Raw genomic sequence first — 19,977 nt, 5'->3', positions numbered from 1 at the left:
CGTCCATGGCCGCTCGCACGCCCACGACATCCGGGCGCCGCTGGGGTTCCACCATCGCCGGTGTGCTCATCCTGTGCGTGATGCTGTTCCCGCTGTACTGGATGCTCAACACCGCCCTCCAGCCCGCCTCGGGTCTGCTCCAGGTCGACCCGGTACCCCACAGCCTGGACCTGTCCGGCTTCTCCAAGGCCCTGGACGACCAGGGCGGTCACCTGCTGACCTCGCTGGTCGTCTCGCTCGGCGCGGTCGTCATCTGCCTGGCGGTCTCCGCCCCGGCGGCCTACGGGCTGGCCCGGTTCGGCCTGCGCGGCTCGCGGACGATCGTGTTCGGCACGCTGATCACCCAGATGGTGCCGGGCATCGTCATCGCCAACGCGCTCTACAACTCGTACGTCGACCTGGGCCTGGTCAACTCCTACTTCGGCCTGATGCTGGCGGACGCCTCGCTCGGCATCCCGTTCTCGATCGTGCTGATGCGGTCCTTCATGGTCTCGATCCCGGGTGAGGTGATCGAGGCGGCGCAGATGGACGGTGCCGGGCCGGTGCGGACGTTCCTGCGGGTGGTGCTGCCGATGAGCCGCAACTCGCTGATCACGTCGGGCCTGTTCGCCTTCCTCTTCTCGTGGAGCGACTTCATGTTCGCGCTCACGCTGAACACGACCGACGACGTCAAGCCGGTCACCCTGGGCATCTACCAGTACATCGGCGCGCACGTCGGCGACTGGGGCTCGGTGATGGCCGCGTCCGTGCTGTCCGCGGTGCCCGCGGCCATCCTGCTCGTGCTCGCCCAGAAGTACATCGCCGCCGGAATCACCGGCGGTTCCGTCAAGTGACCCGCCCCCACCGCACACCTGGAGACGGCCTCCATGACTGACTTCCCCGACGCCACCGGCTTCCCCGGCTTCCCGCCCGGCTTCGTCTTCGGTGCCGCGACCGCCTCGTACCAGATCGAGGGCGCGGCCCGGGAGGACGGCCGCGGGCCGTCGATCTGGGACACCTACAGCCACACGCCGGGCCGGACGGCGAACGGCGACACCGGAGACGTGGCCTGCGACCACTACCACCGCTACCGGGAGGACGTGGCGCTGCTGCGCGACCTGGGCGTGGACTCGTACCGCTTCTCGATCGCCTGGCCGCGGATCGTCCCCGACGGCTCCGGCCCGGTGAACCCGAAGGGGCTGGACTTCTACTCCCGGCTCGTCGACGAGCTGCTCGCGGCCGGCATCGAGCCGGCCGCCACCCTCTACCACTGGGACCTGCCGCAGGCGCTCGAAGACCGGGGCGGCTGGCGGGTGCGGGAGACGGCGGAGCGGTTCGCCGAGTACACGGCCGTCGTCGCCGGACACCTGGGCGACCGGGTGCCACGCTGGATCACCCTCAACGAGCCGTGGTGCAGCGCCTTCCTCGGCTACTCCGTGGGCCGGCACGCGCCCGGTGCGCAGGAGGGCCGGGGCGCGCTGGCCGCCGCGCACCACTTGCTGGTCGGCCACGGCCTGGCGGTCGAGGCACTGCGGGCGGCCGGGGTGCGCGAGGTGGGCATCACCCTCAACCTCGACCGCAACCTGCCGGCCGGCGACTCCCCCGCCGACCTCGCGGCCGTCGTCCGCGCCGACACCCAGCACAACCTGGTGTGGACCGAGCCGATCCTCGCGGGCCGCTATCCCGCCACCGAGGAGGAGACCTGGGGCGAGCTGATCACCGGGGCCGACTTCCGGCGGGACGGCGACCTGGAGCTGATCTCCCAGCCGCTGGACTTCCTCGGCATCAACTACTACCGGCCCATCGTGGTCGCCGACGCCCCGCACCGCGAGGCCGACCCGGCGCGACGGGTGGCCACGGACAACCGCTACGCGGAGGTCAGGCTGCCGGACGTACGGCACACGGCGATGGGCTGGCCCGTGGTCCCCGGCTCCTTCACCGATCTGCTGGTCCAGCTCAGGCAGCGGTACGGCGACGCGCTGCCGCCGGTCCACATCACGGAGAACGGCTCGGCGGAGGACGACACGCTCTCCGCCGACGGCGCGGTGCACGACACCGACCGGGTGGCCTACCTGCGCGACCACCTCACCGCGCTGCGCGCCGCGATGGACGCCGGCGTCGACGTCCGCGGCTACTACGTCTGGTCCCTGCTGGACAACTTCGAGTGGGCCCTCGGCTACGACAAGCGCTTCGGGATCGTCCGGGTCGACTACGGCACCCAGCGGCGCACGCCGAAGGACAGCTACCACTGGTACCGGGCCTTGATCGCGGCACATCGGGGGTGACGGGGGGCCCGCACGGACGCTCGCCGTGTGACGAAGACGTCGAGGCAGTCGGTGATCTCCGGGGCGGTGTCGAAGACGTCACCGCCACAGATCGTGAGGTGATGTGACGCACGCCACCGACCGTGACCGTCACACGGCGGCGCAGACCGGCATCTCGTGGGTGTGGCAGAGTCGAGCACGAAGAAGCGGGGGCCGGAGATGGGCGAGCGGGAGACGGACGGAACCGGACACCGCGCCGGGGGGAGCCGCCCGGGCTCCCCTACCGAGGCGTTCCTCGCCCACCGCAGTCTGCTGTTCACCGTCGCCTACGAGATGCTGGGCTCGGCCGCCGACGCCGAGGACGTCCTGCAGGAGACCTGGCTGCGCTGGGCGGGCGTCGACCCCGCGACGGTGCGGAACCAGCGGGCCTACCTGGTCCGGATCGCCACCCGCCAGGCGCTGGGCCGGCTGCGCACGCTCGCCCGGCGCAAGGAGTCCTACGTCGGTCCCTGGCTGCCCGAGCCGCTGCTGACCGCCCCGGACGTGGCCGAGGACGTCGAGCTGGCCGACAGCGTCTCGATGGCGATGCTGCTGGTGCTGGAGACGCTCACGCCGACCGAGCGGGCCGTGTTCGTGCTCCGCGAGGTGTTCGGCGTGGAGTACGACGAGATCGCCGAGGCCGTCGGCAAGAGCCCGGCCGCCGTCCGCCAGATCACCCGCCGGGCACGGGCGCACGTCGCCGCGCGCCGGCCTCGCGGAGCCGTCTCCGCGGCCGAGACCCGCACCGCGCTGGAGGCGTTCCGGCGGGCGGTCGAAACGGGCGACCTGCAGGGCCTGCTCGACATCCTGGCGCCGGACGTCGTCTTCCTCGGCGACGGCGGCGGAGTCGCCGAGGCCGCGCCGGTGCCGGTGGTGGGTGCGGAGCGGGTGGCCTCGCTGGCGGCCGGCCTGAGCAGGTTCGGTCCCGCCGCGTCGCTGGAGCCGGCCCAGGTCAACGGCTACCCGGCGCTGGTCTTCCGGCTCGACGGCAGGATCGACACCGTGATCGCGGCGCACCTGGAGGACGGCCGCATCACCGGCCTCTACGCCGTCCGCAACCCCGAGAAGCTGTCCCGCATGGAACGCGAGACCGTCCTGCGCCGCTGAACCGCCACCCCACCGCGCCCCGCGCCCGTCTTACGGAGTCGTGACGTGCGGGCGCGGCCTCCTGGCCCGGTGCGGCGGCGGCCCTAGCGTGGGGGCATGCGGGTACTGGTCACCGGCGGCGCCGGGTTCATCGGGTCTCATGTGGTCGAGGCGCTGACGGCGCGCGGGCACGAGGCGGTCGTGTTCGACGTCCGGACGGATCCGGCCGCCGACGTGCGCGATCCCGTCGCGGTCGCGCGGGCCGTGGCCGGTGCGGACGCCGTCTGCCACCAGGCCGCGATGGTCGGGCTCGGCGTGGGGTTCGGGGACGCGGCGGAGTACGTCTCCCGCAACGACCTGGGCACCGCCGTACTCCTCACCGCCATGGCGGAGGCCCGGGTACGGCGCCTGGTGCTGGCCGGGTCGATGGTGGTGTACGGCGAGGGGCGGTACGTGTGCCCGCGCGACGGGGTCGTACGGCCGGGGCCGCGTGCCGTCGCCGATCTGGACGCGGGGCGGTTCGAGCCGAGGTGTCCGGTGTGCGGCGCGGAGCCGGCCCCGGGGCTGGTCGGCGAGGACACGCCGGCCGATCCGCGCAACGTGTACGCCACCACCAAGCTGGCGCAGGAGCACCTGGCCGCCGCCTGGGCCCGGTCGACCGGCGGGTCCGCCGTGTCGCTGCGCTACCACAACGTGTACGGGCCCCGGATGCCCCGCGACACCCCGTACGCCGGCGTCGCCTCCTTCTTCCGGTCCGCGCTCGCCCGGGGCGAGGCGCCCCGCGTCTTCGAGGACGGTCGGCAGCGCCGGGACTTCGTGCATGTGCGGGACGTGGCCGCGGCCAACGTCGTGGCGCTGGAGGCCGGTTCCGCGCCGGGCGCGCTGACCGCGTACAACACCGGCAGCGGCGAGCCGCACACCGTCGGGGAGATGGCCCGCGCCCTGGCCGACGCGCACGGCGGTCCCGCGCCGGTCGTCACCGGGGAGTACCGGCTGGGCGACGTACGGCACATCACCGCCGACTCCTCACGGCTGCGGGCCGAGCTGGGCTGGCGGCCGGAGGTCGGCTTCCAGGAGGGCATGCGGGAGTTCGCGGCCTCGAAGTGACCGGGGCGGGGCGTCGCTTCGGGACACGGGTCCCCGGTCCGGTGGACGGTCCCGTCGGTGCCCAGGTGATCACGCGGTCGTAGCGGACGGCATGGTCGTCGAAGACCTCCCTCGGCGGCGGCACGGTCCGGGAGGCCTTCCCCAGGGGGCTGCCGGAAGCCCTAGTGGGCCGGCGGAAGCGTGACCTCGAAGCGGCAGCCGCCGGGGATGTTGTGTACGGTGGCCCGGCCCTGGTGGGCCTCCACGATGCCGCGCACGATGGCGAGGCCCAGCCCCGCGCCGGCCGGCGGGGTGCGGGCGTGGGTGCCGCGCCAGCCGGTGTCGAACACGCGGGGCAGGTCCTCCTCCGGGATGCCGCCGCAGCCGTCCGTCACGGAGAGCACCACACCGTCGGGCGAGCGCTCGGCGGCGACGGCGACGGTTCCGTCGGCCGGCGTCCGGCGGATCGCGTTGACCAGCAGGTTGCCCAGGACGCGGCTCATCTCCTTGGCGTCGACCTCGACCGGGACCGGCTCCACCCGGTCGCCGACCAGCCGTACGCCGTGGGCGCGGGCGAGCGGGTCGGCTCCCGCGAGGGCGTCGCCGACGAGGTCGTAGAGCGAGATCCGGGACGGGCTCAGCGGGAGCGTGCCGGCGTGGATGCGGGAGAGTTCGAAGAGGTCGCCGACCATGGCGTTGAGGCGCTCGACCTCGGTGCGGATCTGCTTCAGATAGCGGCCGGGGTCGTCGGCGACGCCGTCCTCCAGGGCCTCCGACATGGCGCGCAGACCGGCGAGCGGGGTGCGCAGGTCGTGGGAGATCCAGGCGACGAGTTCCCGGCGTGAGGTCTCCAGCAGGCGTTCCCGTTTCCGGGATTCGGCGAGTCTCGCGCTGGTGGCGGCCAGTTCGCGGCTCAGTTCGGCCAGTTCGGCGGTGGCCGGGCCCTTGGGGGCGGCGAAGTCACCGGCCTCGCCGAACGAGCGGGCCGCCATGGCGAGTTCGTGACTGCGGGCGACGACCCAGCGGCCCAGTATCAGGGCGGTCGCCAGGGAGACCACGGCCGCCATGGCGACGACCGTCGTCACCACGGTCAGGTCGTGGGTGGACAGGAACATCGCCCAGGCGACGGCGAGGGTGCCGGCCAGCACGCCGCCCACGCCGACCGCCGCGATCACGGCGAGCGACGCGGTGAGCGAGCGGCGCCGCAGCAGCCGGAGCGCGGTGGCCCCGGCCAGGCCCGTGACGGCGGCCCCGGCGAAGGCGAGCAGGGCGATGACGACGATGTCGCGCACGTCAGCCCTCCTCTTCCGCGCCGCTCGGCTCGAAGCGGTAGCCGACGCCCCACACGGTCTGGATCAGGCGCGGCCGGGCCGGGTCGTCCTCGACCTTGCCGCGCAGCCGGCGGATGTGGACCGTCACGGTGGACAGGTCGCCGAAGTCCCAGCCCCACACCTCACGCATGAGGTCCTCGCGGCTGTAGGCCCGCCCCGGGTGCCGCATGAAGAAGGCGAGGAGGTCGAACTCCCGGAGGGTGAGGGCGAGTTCGGTGCCGTTCTTGGTGGCGCGGCGGGCCGTCGGGTCGACGGTGACGCCGACCGCGGTCAGCGGGCCGGCACCCGTCCCGGGGAGCGCGCGGCGGAGCACCGACTGCACCCGCAGGACCAGTTCGCGGGGGCTGAACGGCTTGGTCACGTAGTCGTCGGCGCCGACCTCCAGACCCGTGATGCGGTCGTCCTCGTCGCCGCGGGCGGTGAGCATGACGACGGGGACGGAAGCCCGCGCGCGCAGCCGTCGGCAGACCTCCAGGCCGTCCATGCCGGGCAGCATCAGGTCCAGCACCACCAGGTCCGGCCAGTGGGCGGCGGCGCGGTTGAGGGCGGCGGGGCCGTCGGCGGCGCGGTCGACCACGTATCCGGCGCGGCCGAGGTATCCGGCGACGATCTCGGCGACGGTCGTGTCGTCGTCCACGACCAGGATCCGGGCGGCACCGGGAGCGGACCGGTAAGCCGGTGCGGCGGTGTCGGGTGCGGTCCCGTCCACGGCTGGGCGCCCGGCGGGCACGTGCGGCTGCTGCATGCCTCCAGCCTCGCACCGGGCCGTGGCAGGTGTCGCACGCATGGCCGGGTCCCGGCCCGGACGTCCGCGTTTCGTAAGCAGCGCCGGCCCGATATGCCCGGTTCGCATTCGTAGGGTGAACGGCGTGACCCCCTCATCCCCCTCATCGGCGAGCGTGGACGTGGTGCTGCCCTGCCTGGACGAGGCGGAGGCCCTGCCCTGGGTGCTCGCCCGGATCCCGGCGGGCTGGCGCGCCCTCGTGGTCGACAACGGCTCCACCGACGGCTCGACGGACATCGCCCGCGCCCTCGGCGCGACCGTCGTGCACGAGCCCCGGCGCGGTTTCGGCGCCGCCTGCCACACCGGGCTGACCGCGGCCACCGCCGACGTCGTCTGCTTCTGCGACTGCGACGCCTCCCTCGACCCCGGGCACCTCGTGCCCTTCGTCCGGGAAGTCCTCGACGGCCGGGCCGACCTGGTCCTCGGCCGGCGGCGTGCGCGCACCCGGGGTGCCTGGCCCGCGCACGCCCGGGCCGGCAACTTCGCGCTCGCCCGGCTGCTGCGCCGCCGCACCGGGCTACGACTGCACGACCTCGGCCCGCTGCGCGCCGCCCGCCGGGAGCCGCTGCTGGCGCTCGGCCTCAGCGACCGGCGCAGCGGCTATCCGCTCCAGATGGTGGTGCGCGCGGCCGACGCGGGCTGGCGGATCGCCGAGCACGACGTGCCGTACCTGCCGCGCACCGGCGCCTCCAAGGTCACGGGCACCTGGCGCGGCACCTGGCAGGCGGTGCGGGACATGAGCCGCGTGCTGGCGGAGCCCCCGGCCGGCGGGAGGACCGCACCGTGACCACGCTGCTCGTGATCGCCAAGGAACCGCTGCCGGGGCGGGTCAAGACGCGGCTCACCCCGCCGTTCAGCCCCGCCGAGGCGGCCCAGCTCGCCGAGGCCTCGCTCGCCGACACCCTGCACGCCGTCGCGGCGGCCCCCGCCACCCGGCGCGTCCTGGTGCTGGACGGGCGGCCCGGCCCCTGGCTGCCGCCCGGCTTCGACGTCGTACCGCAGTGCGCGGGCGGGCTGGACCTGCGGCTGGCCGACGCGTTCGCGCGGTGCGCCGGTCCCGCTCTGCTCATCGGCATGGACACCCCGCAGGTGACCCCGGAGCTGCTCACCGTGGACTTCGAGGCGTACGACGCGTGCTTCGGCCCGGCGGAGGACGGCGGCTTCTGGGCCCTGGGGCTGGCCGAGCCCGACCCGGCTCTGCTGCGGGGCGTGCCCATGTCGACGCGGTGGACGGGTGCCGTCCAGCGGCGGCGGCTGGTGGCCGCCGGGCTGCGGGTGCGCGAGCTGCCCCGGCTGCGGGACGTGGACACGGCCGCCGACGCGGTCGCGGTCGCCGCCCGGGCGCCGCACGGCCGGTTCGCCGCCCGCCTGGCCCGGTGCACCGCGCGCTCCGCCGGACCCGGGGCGGGGCGATGACCGGCCGGTACCGGGCTCGGGAGGGGCGATGAACACCCCGCCGGCCGTCTCCTGGGCCGGGGCCGATCCCTACGCCGTCGCCCTGCGCGCCGGGCGCGGTCCGCTCTTCCTGCGCCGGACCGACGGCTGGCTGCTGCCGCTGGAGGTCGAGCGGTGGTGTGCGCGGGCGGACGCGGTCGACCGTGCGGTGCTGGACCGGTGCGAGGGTGCCGTGCTCGACGTCGGCTGCGGACCGGGGCGGCTGGTGGCGGAGCTCGCCGCCCGGGGCCGAACGGTCCTCGGCATCGACGTCAGCCAGGCCGCCGTCGACCACACCGTGCGGCTCGGCGGCCAGGCGCTGCGGCGCTCGGTGTTCGAGCCGCTGCCCGGCGAGGGCCGCTGGGGCACCGTGCTGCTCATGGACGGCAACGTCGGCATCGGCGGTGACCCGCGCGCCCTGCTGGGCCGGGTGGCCCGGCTGCTGCGCCCCGGCGGTCTGCTGATCGCCGAGACGGCCGCGGTGGACGTCGACGAACTGTCCGAGGTGCAGGTCGTCGACGGCACCGGCGCGGAATGGGGCGACACCGGCGCGGGGACGGGCGGCGCCGGCGTCTTCCCGTGGGCGCGGCTCGGCACCCCGGCCCTGCTGCGGTACGCGGGCCGGGCGGGCTGGCGCGCCGTCGGTCAGTGGACGGCCGGCGGGCGCCGCTTCGTCGCCCTGCGCACCCGCAGCTCCCGCAGCGCCAGCAGCAGCGCCGAGCCGGCGAACAGCGCCGCGCTGATCAGCAGCCAGCGGGCGAGGAAGCCGTCCGTCGACAGGCCGGTGGCGGACCGGTAGGGCCGGTCCACCATGCCGGTGATCAGCGGGAACCACACGAGCAGCAGCAGTCCGGACAGGGCGGCCGGGACCCGGACGTACATCGTCCCTTCCCGCCGCCCGGTGACGCGCAGAGCGCGGACGACCGCCCGGTCCGCCACCGCGTACAGCGGCAGCAGGACGAGGTCGTGCAACAGCGCCGCGCCCACCAGCCACAGCGCGACCCCCTGCCAGTCGCCCGCGAACAGCCGGACGCCGGCATAACCGGCGAGCGCGAAGGAGCAGGCCAGCAGCAGGATCTGGAAGGGGCTGCCGAGGGTCGGGCGCGGGCGCATCACAGGTCTCCGAAGGTCAGCCGGGCCACCCACTTGGTGTTGAGCACACCGGGCGCCGCGGGCACGATGATCCGCGCCGGGTGGCCGTGGTCGGGGGACAGGTCCTCGCCGTTGACGTACAGGGCGAGCAGGGAGCGCGGGTCGGCCACCTGGTTGGCGCGCAGGGCGGCCCGGCGGAAGGCCCCGTGCCGCTGGAGCGACTCCACGAACAGATCCGGCGGGTCGCCGTCGTACCCGACGAGCGCGGCGAGGTCGCGCAGCCGCACCCCGCGCCACCACTGGTCGTCCGTCGACCAGCCCTCGACGCAGGCGATGGGCAGCGCCGAGCTGTGCAGCGGCAGCCGGAGCAGTTGGGCGCGGCTGAGGCGGACCGTTCCGGTGCGGCCGGTGACGACGAGCCGCCACGCGTCCTCTCCGGTCTCCGCCGCGTCGATCCCGGCGTAGGCGGCCGTCTTGTTGATCTGGAAACCGTTCGGCCCGCTGCCGGGGTCGGCCCCGCCGTGCGGCGCGAGCAGGGCGGTGCGCCGCAGCACGCCGCCGATGCTCTGGCCGGCGGTGGTGACCAGGAGCAGCAACGAGGCGCCCCCGACGAACCACAGCGCCCCACGCCGGGTCACGGTCGGCGGCAGCGGGCGGGGGGACACCAACTCCCCCGGCTCCGGCGTGCGGGACACGGGCTCCCCGCGCTCTTCGCGCCGTCGGCGCAGGCTCCGTACGGCGGTCGGCAGCTTCAGCGCCGCGTGTGCCACGAACGCGGCGAAGAACACCCAGGCGCCGTAGAAGTGCAGCGGGTAGAAGGAGCCGGGGAAGACGTAGTCGAGCTGGACGTTGAGGACGCCGGTGGTGAACTCGAACAGCCCGCCGCCGACGAGGAGGAGCAGGGAGATCCGCTCCAGGGCGTGTGCGAGCGAGCGGGCCGGGGGCAGGGCGAACAGTCTCGGCACGACCGACCAGAGCTTGGCCAGCAGCACCGGGATCAGGGTGATGCCGAGGGTGACGTGCAGGCCCTGGGTGAGCCGGTACAGCCAGTACGGGTTCGTCGGCCAGGCGAAGAGGTAGGAGCCCAGGATCCCCTTCTCCGGCGTCTGGTCGTTCACCCGTGCGAGGCCCGGGTTGTAGGCGGCGTAGGACACCAGGCCCGTCACGAACAGCACGGTGATGCCCGCCAGCAGCACGATGCCGAGCACCGAGGTGAACCACGGGCCGCGCAGTGGGCTGCGCCAGAAGCCGGGCGAGGAGGGGAGCCGCGGGTCGTCGTCTCGCATGCTCCGACGTTAGGCCGGAAGCGCCCCCTGACCGGGGCCGTGACCCATGACGAAACGCTGACGTCGGGCCGTCGGTCCCCTCGTTCCCCCGATCGGCGCCCTAGCGTTCCGGTGTGACCCAGGCTCCCCTCCGTGACCGGTACGCCGGCCTGCGCGCCGATCTCTGTGCCGCGTCGGCCGCCGCCCTGCTCGTCCTCGTCGCCGTGCTGGTCGGCCGGCACATCCAGGACACCCGGCGCACCCTGTTCGTGCACTGGCCGCCGCTGTTCGCCGACTGGGACCCGCACCTGGGCCCGGGCACTCCGGCCGCCGTCCTGGTGGCGGTCGCCGTGGTGGCGTACGGGCCGGCCGTCGCCGCACGGCTGCCGTGGCGGGGGCTGCTCCCCGCCGCCTGGGCCGCGGCACTGGCCTGGACGTGGTCGCTGGCGCTGGTCGACGGCTGGCAGCGGGGGGTGGCCGGGCGGCTCACCACCCGCAACGAGTACCTGACGGTGATCGGCCGGTTCCACGACCTCCCGGCCGCGCTGCGCGGCTTCACCCACCACATCGTGAGCGGATCTCCCCACCCCTGGCCCGCGCACATCGCCGGGCATCCCCCGGCGGCCACCGTCACCTTCGTCCTCCTGGACCGGGCCGGGCTGCGCGGCGGCGGCTGGGCCGGTGCCTGGTGCGTCACCGTGGGAGCGACCGCCTGCGTGGCGGTGCTGGTGGCGGTGCGGGCGCTGGCCGACGAGCGCCTGGCCCGGCGGGCGGCGCCGTTCCTCGTCCTGGCCCCGGCCGCCGTGTGGGTGGGCGCCTCGGCCGACGGGTACTTCGCGGCGGTCGCCGCCTGGTCGGTGGCGCTGCTGGCCCTCGCGGTCACCGGCCGGTCCGTGGTCTGGGCGGCGGGCAGCGGACTGCTGTACGGCCTGACCTGCTACCTCTCGTACGGCCTCGCGCTCTTCGCGCTGATCGGTGCGGCGGTGCTGGTGGCGGGACGGCACCGGGGCCACACGCGGCCGGTCCTCGCGGTCCTCTTCGCGGCCGGGGCGGCGGTCGTCCCGACGGCGTTCACGCTCGCCGGGTTCGACTGGTGGGAGGGGTACCGGCTGCTGGTGACGCGCTACTACCAGGGTGTCGGCGGCATCCGCCCCTACGGCTACTGGGTGTGGGCCAACCTGGCCTGCACGGTGCTGGTCACCGGCCTGGCCACGGCGGCGGGGCTACGGCGGACGGCCACGCCACTCGCCCGGCACCGCGCGGCCCCGTCGGCGGAGACCAGACTCGCCCTCCTCGTGGCGGCGGCCCTGGTGGCCCTGTTGGCCGCCGACCTGTCCGGCATGAGCAAGGCCGAGACGGAACGCATCTGGCTGCCCTTCGCGATGTGGCTGCTCCCGGCCTGCGCACTCCTCCCCCGCCCACGCGTCTGGCTCACCGCCCAGGCGACGCTCGCACTCCTGCTGAACCACTTGCTGCTCACCGGATGGTGAACCGGCCGGCCGGTGGGTCTGCCGGTGGGGGCGAGGCGGCCACCGGCTCGCGCAGGCCGCCTCGCCGGGCGTGGAGCAGACACCGCGCGGAGGGTGCCCGATCGCCCGGCGTGAAGCCGACACCGGGCGGAGGGTGCCCGATCGCCCGGCGTGAAGCCGATACCGCCCAGAGGTCTGCCCGATCGCCCGGCGGAAGCAGACACGGCCCGTCATGACCGCGTGCCCTGGCTGCTTCGGCCGTGCGACCGAGCGTGCTCCCGGCCCCGCCCGGTCGTCACCGAGCCGAGAGGGCCCGACCCGCTGGGCGGCCGTTGACCCGGGCGTCACCGAGCCGAGTGCGCCCCGTCAGGAACCGCCGCCGGCTCCCCGGCCGGAACTCTGCCGGCCAGGGTGCCTCGTCGCGTCGGGGCTCATGCCTCCCGGCTGGGTTTCCCCGTGCGGAAGCGGCGGTACAGGAGCGTTCCGCCCATCAGTGAGGCCAGGCTCGCGGCGGCCGCCGCCCAGGTGGTCTCCGTTCCGGTGTGCGCGAGGCTGCCGTGCCGTACGACGGGCGGGGTCGGCTTCGGCGCCGGGTGGGTGACGGGCGGTTCCTGCGGCCGCGGGGGCTCGGAACGCACCGGCGGCGGAGTGACCCGCGTGGGCGGTTCCTGCGGCTTGGGCGGGGTGGTGGTCCGGCCGGGCACCTCGGGGTGGTCGTCCGGGACGTTCGCGGACGTGTTGCCGAAGACTGGGTTGCCCACTCCGACCACGTTCACGCTGTTGCCGCTGACGTTGACGGGCAGGTCGACCGGCAACTGGATGCCGTTGCCGGAGATCACGCCCGGCGAGTCCTTCGTGGTGGCGTGGGACGTCGCCCCGCTGGGCGCCGCGGGCTGTTCCTTCCCCCCGCCGCCGCCCTTGTTGACGCACGTGTTGCCCATGGCGGGGTTGAGCAGCCCCACCACGTTCACGGTGTTCCCGCAGACGTTCACCGGGAGGTGCACCGGCAACTGGATGCCGTTGCCCGAGATCAACCCGGGCGAGCCGCTCGCGGACCCGTCCGCGGCGGAGTCGGCGTGCACCGGTCCCGCCACTGCCATCGCGCCGGACGCGGCGGCGATGGCGATCACACTGTTTCGGGTAGCCCGTTTCATCGGTTCCCTGCCCTTCCAGACACGGTTGCGGGCACTCACCCGCACCGGAGGCAACGCCGCCGTAAACATGCAAGTTGTGGTTTTTCAGCCTTTTGCCCTATACGGCGGTCGGCGGGCCTGTTCACGCGGCCGTCGCGCCCGAGAGCCGTACGGGGGTTCGGTACGGGCATGGCCGCGCGCCTTCGGGTACTCGGCCGGTGGTCGTGGCGACGCTTGTCGTATCGCCTCTCCCGTTTCTAGGAGCCCTCGACATGACAGACGTAGCACGCACGGGTCCCGCCTCCGGAGACGACCGGAGGATCCTGACCAACCGACAGGGCCACCCCGTCTACGACAACCAGAACCAGCGCACCGTCGGCGCCCGTGGCCCCGCGACGCTGGAGAACTACCAGTTCCTGGAGAAGATCAGCCACTTCGACCGGGAACGCATCCCCGAACGGGTGGTGCACGCCCGCGGCGTGACGGCGTACGGCTACTTCGAGGCGTACGGCGCCTGGGGTGACGAGCCGATCGGCCGCTACACGCGCGCGAAGCTGTTCCAGGAGCGCGGCCAGCGCACCGACGTCGCCGTCCGCTTCTCCACCGTCATCGGCGGCCGTGACTCCTCCGAGGCGGCGCGCGACCCGCGTGGCTTCGCCGTCAAGTTCTACACCGAGGACGGCAACTGGGACCTCGTCGGCAACAACCTGGGCGTCTTCTTCATCCGCGACGCCATCAAGTTCCCGGACGTCATCCACGCCCTGAAGCCGGACCCGGTGGACTTCGAGCAGAAGCCGAACCGGATCTTCGACTTCATGTCGCAGACGCCCGAGGCCATGCACATGCTGGTCAACCTGTTCAGCCCGCGCGGCATCCCCGCCGACTACCGCCACATGCAGGGTTTCGGCGTGAACACGTACAAGTGGGTGAACGCCGAGGGCAACACCGTGCTCGTCAAGTACCACTGGATGCCCAAACAGGGCGTGCGCTCGATGACGGAGGAGGACGCGGCCAACGTCCAGGCCGGCTCCCTCGGTCACGCCACCAAGGACCTGTACGAGGCCGTCGAGCGGGGCGAGTACCCCGAGTGGGAGCTGCTCGTGCAGATCATGGAGGACCACGAGCACCCCGAACTCGACTTCGATCCGCTGGACGACACCAAGACCTGGCCGGAGCAGGAGTTCCCGCCCAGGCCGGTGGGCCGGATGGTGCTGGACCGGATGCCGGAGAACTTCTTCGCGGAGAACGAGCAGATCTCCTTCGGCACGGGCGTACTCGTCGACGGCCTGGACTTCTCCGACGACAAGATGCTCGTCGGCCGGACCTTCTCCTACAGCGACACCCAGCGCTACCGGGTCGGCCCGAACTACCTCCAACTGCCGGTCAACCAGGCGAAGAACGCCCAGGTGCGCACCAACCAGCGCGACGGGCTGATGACGTACCACGTCGACGGCGGCGGGGAGAATCCGAGCGTCAACTACGAGCCGTCGATCCGGGGCGGCCTGCGCGAGGCGGAGTACCCGGTCCACGACGAGCAGGGGCCCGAGGTCCGGGGCCGGCTCACCCGCAAGCGCATCCCCCGCACCAACGACTATCTCCAGGCGGGTCAGCGGTACCTGCTCATGGAGCAGTGGGAGCGCGACGACCTGGTGCGGAACCTGGTGGGTCAGCTCTCCCGGTGCGACCGGTCCGTCCAGGAGCGGATGGTGTGGCACTTCCTGCTGGTGGAGAACGACCTGGGGCTGCGGGTCGGCGAGGGCCTCGGCATCCGCCCGGAGGACGTCGCGGACCTGGAGCCGCTGGCCAGCCAGGACCTCACCGAGGAGGACAAGGAGCGGCTGGCGAACCTCGGCAAGAACCCGCCGCGGAACGTCGAGGGCCTGACCATGACGCACTGCGTTCCGGACGCGCGCCATGAGGTGAGCCGCTGAGCCCGCACCGCTGACGGCCCGGAAGGCCGGTCAGCTCACGACGGGCGCCGCCCCCGGCTCGGCCGCGAGCCGGGCGTGGCGCCCGCGCGGGCAGCGCACGATCCGGTCGCCGAGGCCGAGCCGGTCGGCCTCGGTCAGGAAGGCGGACAGGGGCGAGCGCATCACCGTGTACTCCTCGTAGTGCACGGGCAGGACGGCGCGGGGAGCGAGGCGCCGGGACAGTTCCGCGCCCTGCCGGCCGTCCATGGTGACCACGAAGCCGCCGGGGAGCCGGGTGCCGCCCAGGTGCAGGACGGCCAGGTCGGCGGCCGGGAAGCGGCGGGTGATCTCGTCGAGGCCGGCGTACGGCAGGGTGTCGCCGGAGACGTACAGCCGCAGCCTCGGCGGACCGCCCGCCGGGCCGAACTCGATCATGCTGCCCATCACCGGGGGCAGCAGTCCTCGCAGCACCGGATGTCCGGCGTGCCGTCCGGGCAGCGCCGTGACGGTGGCCTGGACCGGGCCCTGCCGGAGGGTGAGTTCCTGCCAGGTGCGCAGTCCGGCCACTCTCTCGCGTCCGTGCAGCACCTTCAGGCGACGCGCGGCCTGCGGGGTGCTGAGCACCGGCACCGAGCGGTCCAGGTGGCGTCGGGACCGGCGGTCCCAGTGGTCCCCGTGCAGATGGGACAGCACGATCCCGTCGAGGCGGGGCAGGTCCTCCGGTTCCAGGACGGGCTCGGTCAGGCGCCGGCTCAGCAGGCCCTTGCCGAGGTAGGCGTACTGGCCGAGGTGCAGGAAGTTCGGGTCGGTGAGCAGGGTCAGCGGCCCGTAGCGCAGCAGAACGGTCGCGTTGCCGAGGAAGTGCAGGTCGACCGTGTCGTCGGTGGGTGGGTCCGTGGTACCGGGCATGGGTTCCGTCGCCCTTCCGTCCGAGCCGTCGCAGGCACCCGCACCCTCGCGGGCGTGCCGGGTTCCTCCCGTGCCGGCCGGGTACCCCTGGCGGACGGACAGCATGAGAGGACGTGTTCCGGCCGGCCGGTTCGTCGCCGTACCCCGCCTCCGTACAGATGGCCGAGCGTGCCGCAGCGGTGGAGCCGGGGAGCTGGTAGCTCTCGTAGGGCAGCCGCTGCCGTACCCGCTCGACCGAGGAACCGACGAGGAACCGACCGAGACGAGGAGCGATGACGACCACCGCGCGCGAGACCGGAGCCGAGACCGCGCCGCCCAGTCTCCGACTCCCCGGCCTGCTCCTGGGAGTGGGACTCGGCGGATTCGTCGACGGGATCCTGCTGCACCAGCTCCTGCAGTGGCACCACATGCTCACCGGCACCGACCACGACCGCATCGGGGTGAAGTACTACGACCCCCGCACCGTCTCCGGGCTGGAGATGAACACCGTGTGGGACGGCGTCTTCCACACGGTGTGCTGGCTCGCCGTCCTCGGCGGCCTCGCCGTCCTGTACGCCCGGGTGACCACCGGCCGGCGCCAGGTGTGGGCCTCACGGGTGCTGTGGGGCTGGGTCCTGGCCGGCTGGGGCCTGTTCAACCTCGTGGAGGGCGTCCTCGACCATCACGTCCTGGGCATCCACCACGTCCACGGCGGCCCCTACCAGGTGTGGTGGGACATCGGCTTCCTGGTGCTCGGCGCGCTGCTGCTGGCGGGCGGCGCGCTCCTGCGGCACGGCGCCCGGCCCTTCGATCCGGCCGCGCCCCGCGCCGCACGGCCGGGACACGCCGTCTGATGGGCCACGGAACCGCGCACATGCCCGCGCACACGCACCCGCATCACGCGGAGGGCGGCGGCGCGCTGGAGGTCGTGCTCCCGGTCCTGGCCCTGCTGGCGTGCGCGGGCGGCTATCTGCTGCTGGCGCGCCGGGTGCGCCGCCGCAACCCCGTGCGGGGCTGGAGCCCCTGGCGGACGGCCGGTTTCTGCGTGGGTCTCCTCCTGCTGGCGGCGGCGCTGCTGCCTCCCGTCGCCGCCCTGGCCCACCGTGACTTCCGCGGTCACATGGCCCAGCACATGCTCATCGGCATGTACGCGCCGCTCGCCCTGGTGCTCGGCGCCCCGACGACCCTCGTGCTGCGCGCCCTGCCCGCGCCCCACGCCCGTCGCCTCACCGCGTTCCTGCGCAGTGGCCCGGCCCGCCTGTTCGCCCACCCGGTGACCGGCCTGCTGCTGTCCACCGGCAGTCTCGCGCTGCTGTATTTCACCCCGCTCTACGACGCCGTCACGGCCCACCCCGCCGGGCACTGGCTGCTGCACGCGCACTTCCTGCTGGCGGGCTGTCTGTTCGCGCACGCCGTCGCCGGGCCCGACCCCGCCCCGGCCCGTCCCGGTGTGCGCACCCGGCTGGTCTGCCTGGGCTGCGCCATCGCCGCGCACGCGAGCGTCGCGCAACTGATGTACGGCGGTTTCCGGGTGGCCGTCAGCGCTCCGGTCCCCGAGGTCCAGGGCGCTGCCGAGATCATGTACTACGGCGGTGACATCGCCGAACTCCTGCTGGCGGCGGCCCTGGTCACCACGTGGCGTCCCGCACGCGGCGCGCTCGCGGGGCGCGTGGTGCGCCCTGCGCGGTAGACATGCGGTTGGGCGTGCGGTAGGCACGCCGGTCGACATGGCCAGGGTTGGGGCGGGGTCAGGGACAGAATTTAGTAGCCATGTACATAGTAGCCATGTACCGTATCTGCCATGAGCAAGGTGTCCGAAGGAGCAACGCCCGGTTTCCTGGTGTGGCGGCTGTCGATGAAGTGGCGGGTGGCGGTGGACCGAGCGGTGGCCCCGCTCGGACTGACCCACGCGCAGTACTCCCTGGTGGCGTCGCTGTACGGCATGCAGCGCTCCGGGCTGCGTCCCAGCCAGCGCCGTCTCGCCGACCACACCGGCCTGGAGGCCCTGTACGTCTCCAAACTGGCCCGGGGCCTGGAAGCGGCCGGCCTCCTCGAACGCACCCGGGACCCGGCCGACCCGCGGGCGGTCCAGCTCGCCCTCACCGAGCGGGGCCGCGAGACGACCCGGAAGGCGATCGACGTCGTCCAAGGACTGCTCGGCCAGCTTCTGGCACCCCTCGGCGGGCCCGACAGCCCGCGCGCCCGGACGTTCACCCGGGAACTGACGGCCCTGCTCGACGCACCGCTTGACCCGTTCGGCACCACCGATCACGAGACGGAGCAGTCATGACCACCACCGCACCCCGCGTCGACAGCCGGGGCATCGGCCTCGCCCACTACGCCCTGCGCGCCGTCCTGGAGCGCGTCCTCTCCCCCCACGGCATCTCCTTCCTCCAGTCCGTCACCCTGCGCCTCGCGGCCCTCTCGGACGGGCCGGTCGAGCGGGCCGCCCTGGTGGACGGCGTCGTCGGCACGGTGAAGGCCGACGAGAGCGACGCCGGGCGCGCGATCGAGGACCTGACGGCCGCCGGCCTGCTCGCCCCCGAGGGGCCCTCGGCCATGCGCCTCACGGACGCGGGGCGTGCGGTGTACGCCACCAGCTCCGCCGAGGCCGCGATGGTCTCCGCCCGGCTGTACGCGGGCATCGCCGAGGAGGACCGGGCGGTGGCCGGCCGCGTGCTCACCCTGCTCACCGAGCGGGCGGAGGCGGAGCTGGCCGGCCTGCGGCAGCGGTAGGGCCACCCGTCACCCGAGAGGCGGCAGCGCGGCCGTCCCCTCTCGGGCACTCGAACGGTTCCGGGGTGCCCGCGGACCGAACCGGCACCAGGCCACGCGGTCCGGGCACAGCCGTCCCGGCCCCTTTGTCGTCACAGCGGTGTCGCCGCGTGCAGGATCAGGAAGAGGGTGACGGCCGAGTTCGCCGACGACATCGCCGACACCAGCGCCCCGGCGGCGGCACCCCAGGCGGCCAGGCCGACCGAGGTGAACGCCGACGGCCACGTCCGGGCCACGGGCGCGGGGGCCAGCAGCGCGGCCACCCGGCGCGGCACGGGACCGGTCGCCGCCAGCGCGGCCACGGTCGGCACCGGTGTGCGCGGGGACAGCAGGGCCGCCTTGCCGATGGCGCGGGCGACCGTGCGCCGGCCGCCGACCGCGCGGGCCGCCTCCTCGTCCGCCCACCGCTCGGCCGTGTAGACGACGGCGGTGCGCAGCGGTCTCAGGAAGGGGTTGGCGCGGGCCGCCAGGTGCGCGGCGAGCAGGTGGCGGTGGTGACGGGCGGTCAGGTGGGCGCGCTCGTGGGCGAACAGGGCGCGCCGCTCGGCGGGTGCCAGGCCGTCCAGCAGGGCCGTGGTGACGACGATCCGGCCCCGGCCCCGGCCGCCGGGGAGGGCGTACGCGTAGGGCGTGCTGTCCGGGAGGACCGCGACCGTGGGTCCCGGTACCCCGTCGAGCGCGCGGCGGGCGCGGCGGGTGACCCGGCGGTGCCGCCACAGGGTGCGGGCGCCGGCGGCGGCGACCACCGCGAGCGCGGGGATGGCGGCCCGGCCGGCCACCTCGTCGTGCGGGACGGCGGCCCGCACCTCCGGGTCGGACCAGCCGTCCGGCAGCGGGTTGCCGGGCAGTTGGGCGGTGCCGACCACCATGAGCAGGGCCAGGCACAAGGTGCTGCACCAGGCCATGACGACGGCGACCGCGGTCAGCAGCCGGGTGGCGGTGCGCGGGTGCAGCCGGGTCTCGGCGAGCCGGGCGACGGGCCACGCGGACAGCGGCAGCACCAGCGGCAGGAAGACGAAGACCCCCATGAGCGGTCAGTCCTCCGTGCCGCCGGCGTCCGGGCCCGGGATGTCGAGCAGGGCCCGCAGCACCTGTTCGTCGCCGGGCGGCAGCGCGGTGACGAAGCTGGCCAGCACCGCCTCGCGGTCCCGTTCGCCGTCCAGCAGGCGGCGCATGCGCAGCGCCGCCAGCCGGGCCACGTCGGCCGTCGGCGTCCACAGGAAGGACCGGCCGTGCCGTTCGCGGGAGACGACGTCCTTGGCGAGCAGCCGGGTCAGGATGGTGACGACGGTGGTGTAGGCGAGGTCGCCGCCGAGGCGCTGCTGCACCCAGGCCGCGGTGACCGGTCCGTCCGCCTCGCGCAGCGCGCCGAGGACCTGACCCTCCAGTTCCCCCTGCCCGCGCCGCCGGGCCCGGCCGTCTTCCCTCGTCATCTCCGGTCC

General features: G+C 74.2%; 20 protein-coding genes. 13 read left to right on the top strand and 7 right to left on the bottom strand.

Going from position 1 to position 19,977, the window contains the following annotated elements; genetic code table 11:
* Positions 1-5 precede the first annotated feature (5 nt).
* From OO52_RS01685 to OO52_RS01670, 4 genes are all read left to right on the top strand, one after another.
* Positions 6-833: a carbohydrate ABC transporter permease gene (locus OO52_RS01685; protein ID WP_030639772.1), complete on the top strand. Its 828-nt coding sequence runs from the start codon at positions 6-8 to the stop codon at positions 831-833.
* Positions 834-866: 33 nt separating this feature from the next.
* Positions 867-2,264: a GH1 family beta-glucosidase gene (locus OO52_RS01680; protein WP_030639773.1), complete on the top strand. Its 1,398-nt coding sequence runs from the start codon at positions 867-869 to the stop codon at positions 2,262-2,264.
* A 198-nt stretch (positions 2,265-2,462) separates the two neighbouring features.
* Positions 2,463-3,389: an RNA polymerase sigma-70 factor gene (locus OO52_RS01675; protein ID WP_030639775.1), complete on the top strand. Its 927-nt coding sequence runs from the start codon at positions 2,463-2,465 to the stop codon at positions 3,387-3,389.
* 96 nt (positions 3,390-3,485) lie between these two features.
* Positions 3,486-4,475, top strand: a complete 990-nt coding sequence (locus tag OO52_RS01670) for an NAD-dependent epimerase/dehydratase family protein (RefSeq protein ID WP_030639778.1) — start codon at positions 3,486-3,488, stop codon at positions 4,473-4,475.
* 161 nt (positions 4,476-4,636) lie between these two features.
* Here the strand turns inward: OO52_RS01670 and OO52_RS01665 are convergent, their stop codons facing one another.
* Complete coding sequence (locus tag OO52_RS01665) at positions 4,637-5,746, bottom strand: sensor histidine kinase (protein ID WP_030639780.1); 1,110 nt, start codon at positions 5,744-5,746, stop codon at positions 4,637-4,639.
* Position 5,747: 1 nt separating this feature from the next.
* On the bottom strand, positions 5,748-6,530 hold the full coding sequence (locus OO52_RS01660) for a response regulator transcription factor (RefSeq protein WP_234337828.1): 783 nt from the start codon (positions 6,528-6,530) through the stop codon (positions 5,748-5,750).
* A gap of 115 nt (positions 6,531-6,645) precedes the next feature.
* Between OO52_RS01660 and OO52_RS01655 the strand changes: the two genes are divergently transcribed.
* The 3 genes from OO52_RS01655 to OO52_RS01645 are packed head-to-tail and all read left to right on the top strand — an operon-like array spanning position 6,646 to position 8,802.
* Entirely contained in the window at positions 6,646-7,356 is a 711-nt protein-coding gene (locus OO52_RS01655; RefSeq protein WP_030937980.1) for a glycosyltransferase family 2 protein, read from the top strand.
* Positions 7,353-7,985: a TIGR04282 family arsenosugar biosynthesis glycosyltransferase gene (locus OO52_RS01650; protein ID WP_030639785.1), complete on the top strand. Its 633-nt coding sequence runs from the start codon at positions 7,353-7,355 to the stop codon at positions 7,983-7,985. The genes OO52_RS01655 and OO52_RS01650 overlap by 4 nt, the downstream gene beginning before the upstream one ends.
* A 28-nt stretch (positions 7,986-8,013) precedes the next feature.
* Positions 8,014-8,802 (top strand): class I SAM-dependent methyltransferase, encoded by a 789-nt coding sequence (locus OO52_RS01645; RefSeq protein ID WP_030639786.1) that lies wholly within the window; start codon positions 8,014-8,016, stop codon positions 8,800-8,802.
* 313 nt (positions 8,803-9,115) lie between these two features.
* On the opposite strand, the gene OO52_RS01640 is transcribed toward OO52_RS01645, so the two are convergent.
* On the bottom strand, positions 9,116-10,381 hold the full coding sequence (locus OO52_RS01640) for a molybdopterin-dependent oxidoreductase (RefSeq protein ID WP_030639790.1): 1,266 nt from the start codon (positions 10,379-10,381) through the stop codon (positions 9,116-9,118).
* Between the two features lie 113 nt (positions 10,382-10,494).
* On the opposite strand from OO52_RS01640, the gene OO52_RS01635 reads away from it, so the two are divergent.
* Complete coding sequence (locus OO52_RS01635; protein WP_037628381.1) at positions 10,495-11,850, top strand: hypothetical protein; 1,356 nt, start codon at positions 10,495-10,497, stop codon at positions 11,848-11,850.
* Between the two features lie 410 nt (positions 11,851-12,260).
* Here OO52_RS01635 and OO52_RS01630 read toward each other — a convergent pair whose 3' ends face one another.
* Complete coding sequence (locus tag OO52_RS01630) at positions 12,261-12,959, bottom strand: chaplin (RefSeq protein ID WP_030639795.1); 699 nt, start codon at positions 12,957-12,959, stop codon at positions 12,261-12,263.
* Between the two features lie 275 nt (positions 12,960-13,234).
* Between OO52_RS01630 and OO52_RS01625 the strand changes: the two genes are divergently transcribed.
* The gene (locus OO52_RS01625; protein WP_030639796.1) at positions 13,235-14,893 is read left to right on the top strand and encodes a catalase; all 1,659 of its coding nucleotides are present in this window, start codon (positions 13,235-13,237) and stop codon (positions 14,891-14,893) included.
* Positions 14,894-14,923: 30 nt separating this feature from the next.
* On the opposite strand, the gene OO52_RS01620 is transcribed toward OO52_RS01625, so the two are convergent.
* Positions 14,924-15,781, bottom strand: coding sequence for an MBL fold metallo-hydrolase (locus OO52_RS01620; RefSeq protein WP_030639798.1), 858 nt, complete (start codon positions 15,779-15,781; stop codon positions 14,924-14,926).
* Between the two features lie 272 nt (positions 15,782-16,053).
* Between OO52_RS01620 and OO52_RS01615 the strand changes: the two genes are divergently transcribed.
* The 4 genes from OO52_RS01615 (at position 16,054) to OO52_RS01600 (ending at position 18,496) form a co-directional block, all read left to right on the top strand.
* The gene (locus OO52_RS01615) at positions 16,054-16,614 is read left to right on the top strand and encodes a DUF2243 domain-containing protein (RefSeq protein WP_030639800.1); all 561 of its coding nucleotides are present in this window, start codon (positions 16,054-16,056) and stop codon (positions 16,612-16,614) included.
* Positions 16,614-17,450, top strand: a complete 837-nt coding sequence (locus OO52_RS01610) for a cytochrome c oxidase assembly protein (protein WP_030639801.1) — start codon at positions 16,614-16,616, stop codon at positions 17,448-17,450. The genes OO52_RS01615 and OO52_RS01610 overlap by 1 nt, the downstream gene beginning before the upstream one ends.
* A gap of 111 nt (positions 17,451-17,561) precedes the next feature.
* Positions 17,562-18,050: a MarR family winged helix-turn-helix transcriptional regulator gene (locus OO52_RS01605; protein WP_030639803.1), complete on the top strand. Its 489-nt coding sequence runs from the start codon at positions 17,562-17,564 to the stop codon at positions 18,048-18,050.
* Positions 18,047-18,496 carry a winged helix DNA-binding protein gene (locus OO52_RS01600; protein ID WP_030639805.1) on the top strand — a complete coding sequence of 150 codons (450 nt, stop codon included), beginning with the start codon at positions 18,047-18,049 and terminating at the stop codon, positions 18,494-18,496. The genes OO52_RS01605 and OO52_RS01600 overlap by 4 nt, the downstream gene beginning before the upstream one ends.
* Positions 18,497-18,627: 131 nt before the next feature.
* On the opposite strand, the gene OO52_RS01595 is transcribed toward OO52_RS01600, so the two are convergent.
* Positions 18,628-19,563 (bottom strand): M56 family metallopeptidase, encoded by a 936-nt coding sequence (locus OO52_RS01595; protein ID WP_030639808.1) that lies wholly within the window; start codon positions 19,561-19,563, stop codon positions 18,628-18,630.
* 6 nt (positions 19,564-19,569) lie between these two features.
* The gene (locus tag OO52_RS01590; RefSeq protein ID WP_030639810.1) at positions 19,570-19,968 is read right to left on the bottom strand and encodes a BlaI/MecI/CopY family transcriptional regulator; all 399 of its coding nucleotides are present in this window, start codon (positions 19,966-19,968) and stop codon (positions 19,570-19,572) included.
* Positions 19,969-19,977: the final 9 nt, after the last annotated feature.

Origin of the sequence: Streptomyces flaveolus (genome assembly GCF_000716535.1) — a bacterium.
Classification (GTDB): Bacteria; Actinomycetota; Actinomycetes; order Streptomycetales; family Streptomycetaceae; genus Streptomyces; species Streptomyces flaveolus_A.
This window is presented reverse-complemented; position numbering and strand designations above follow the sequence as displayed.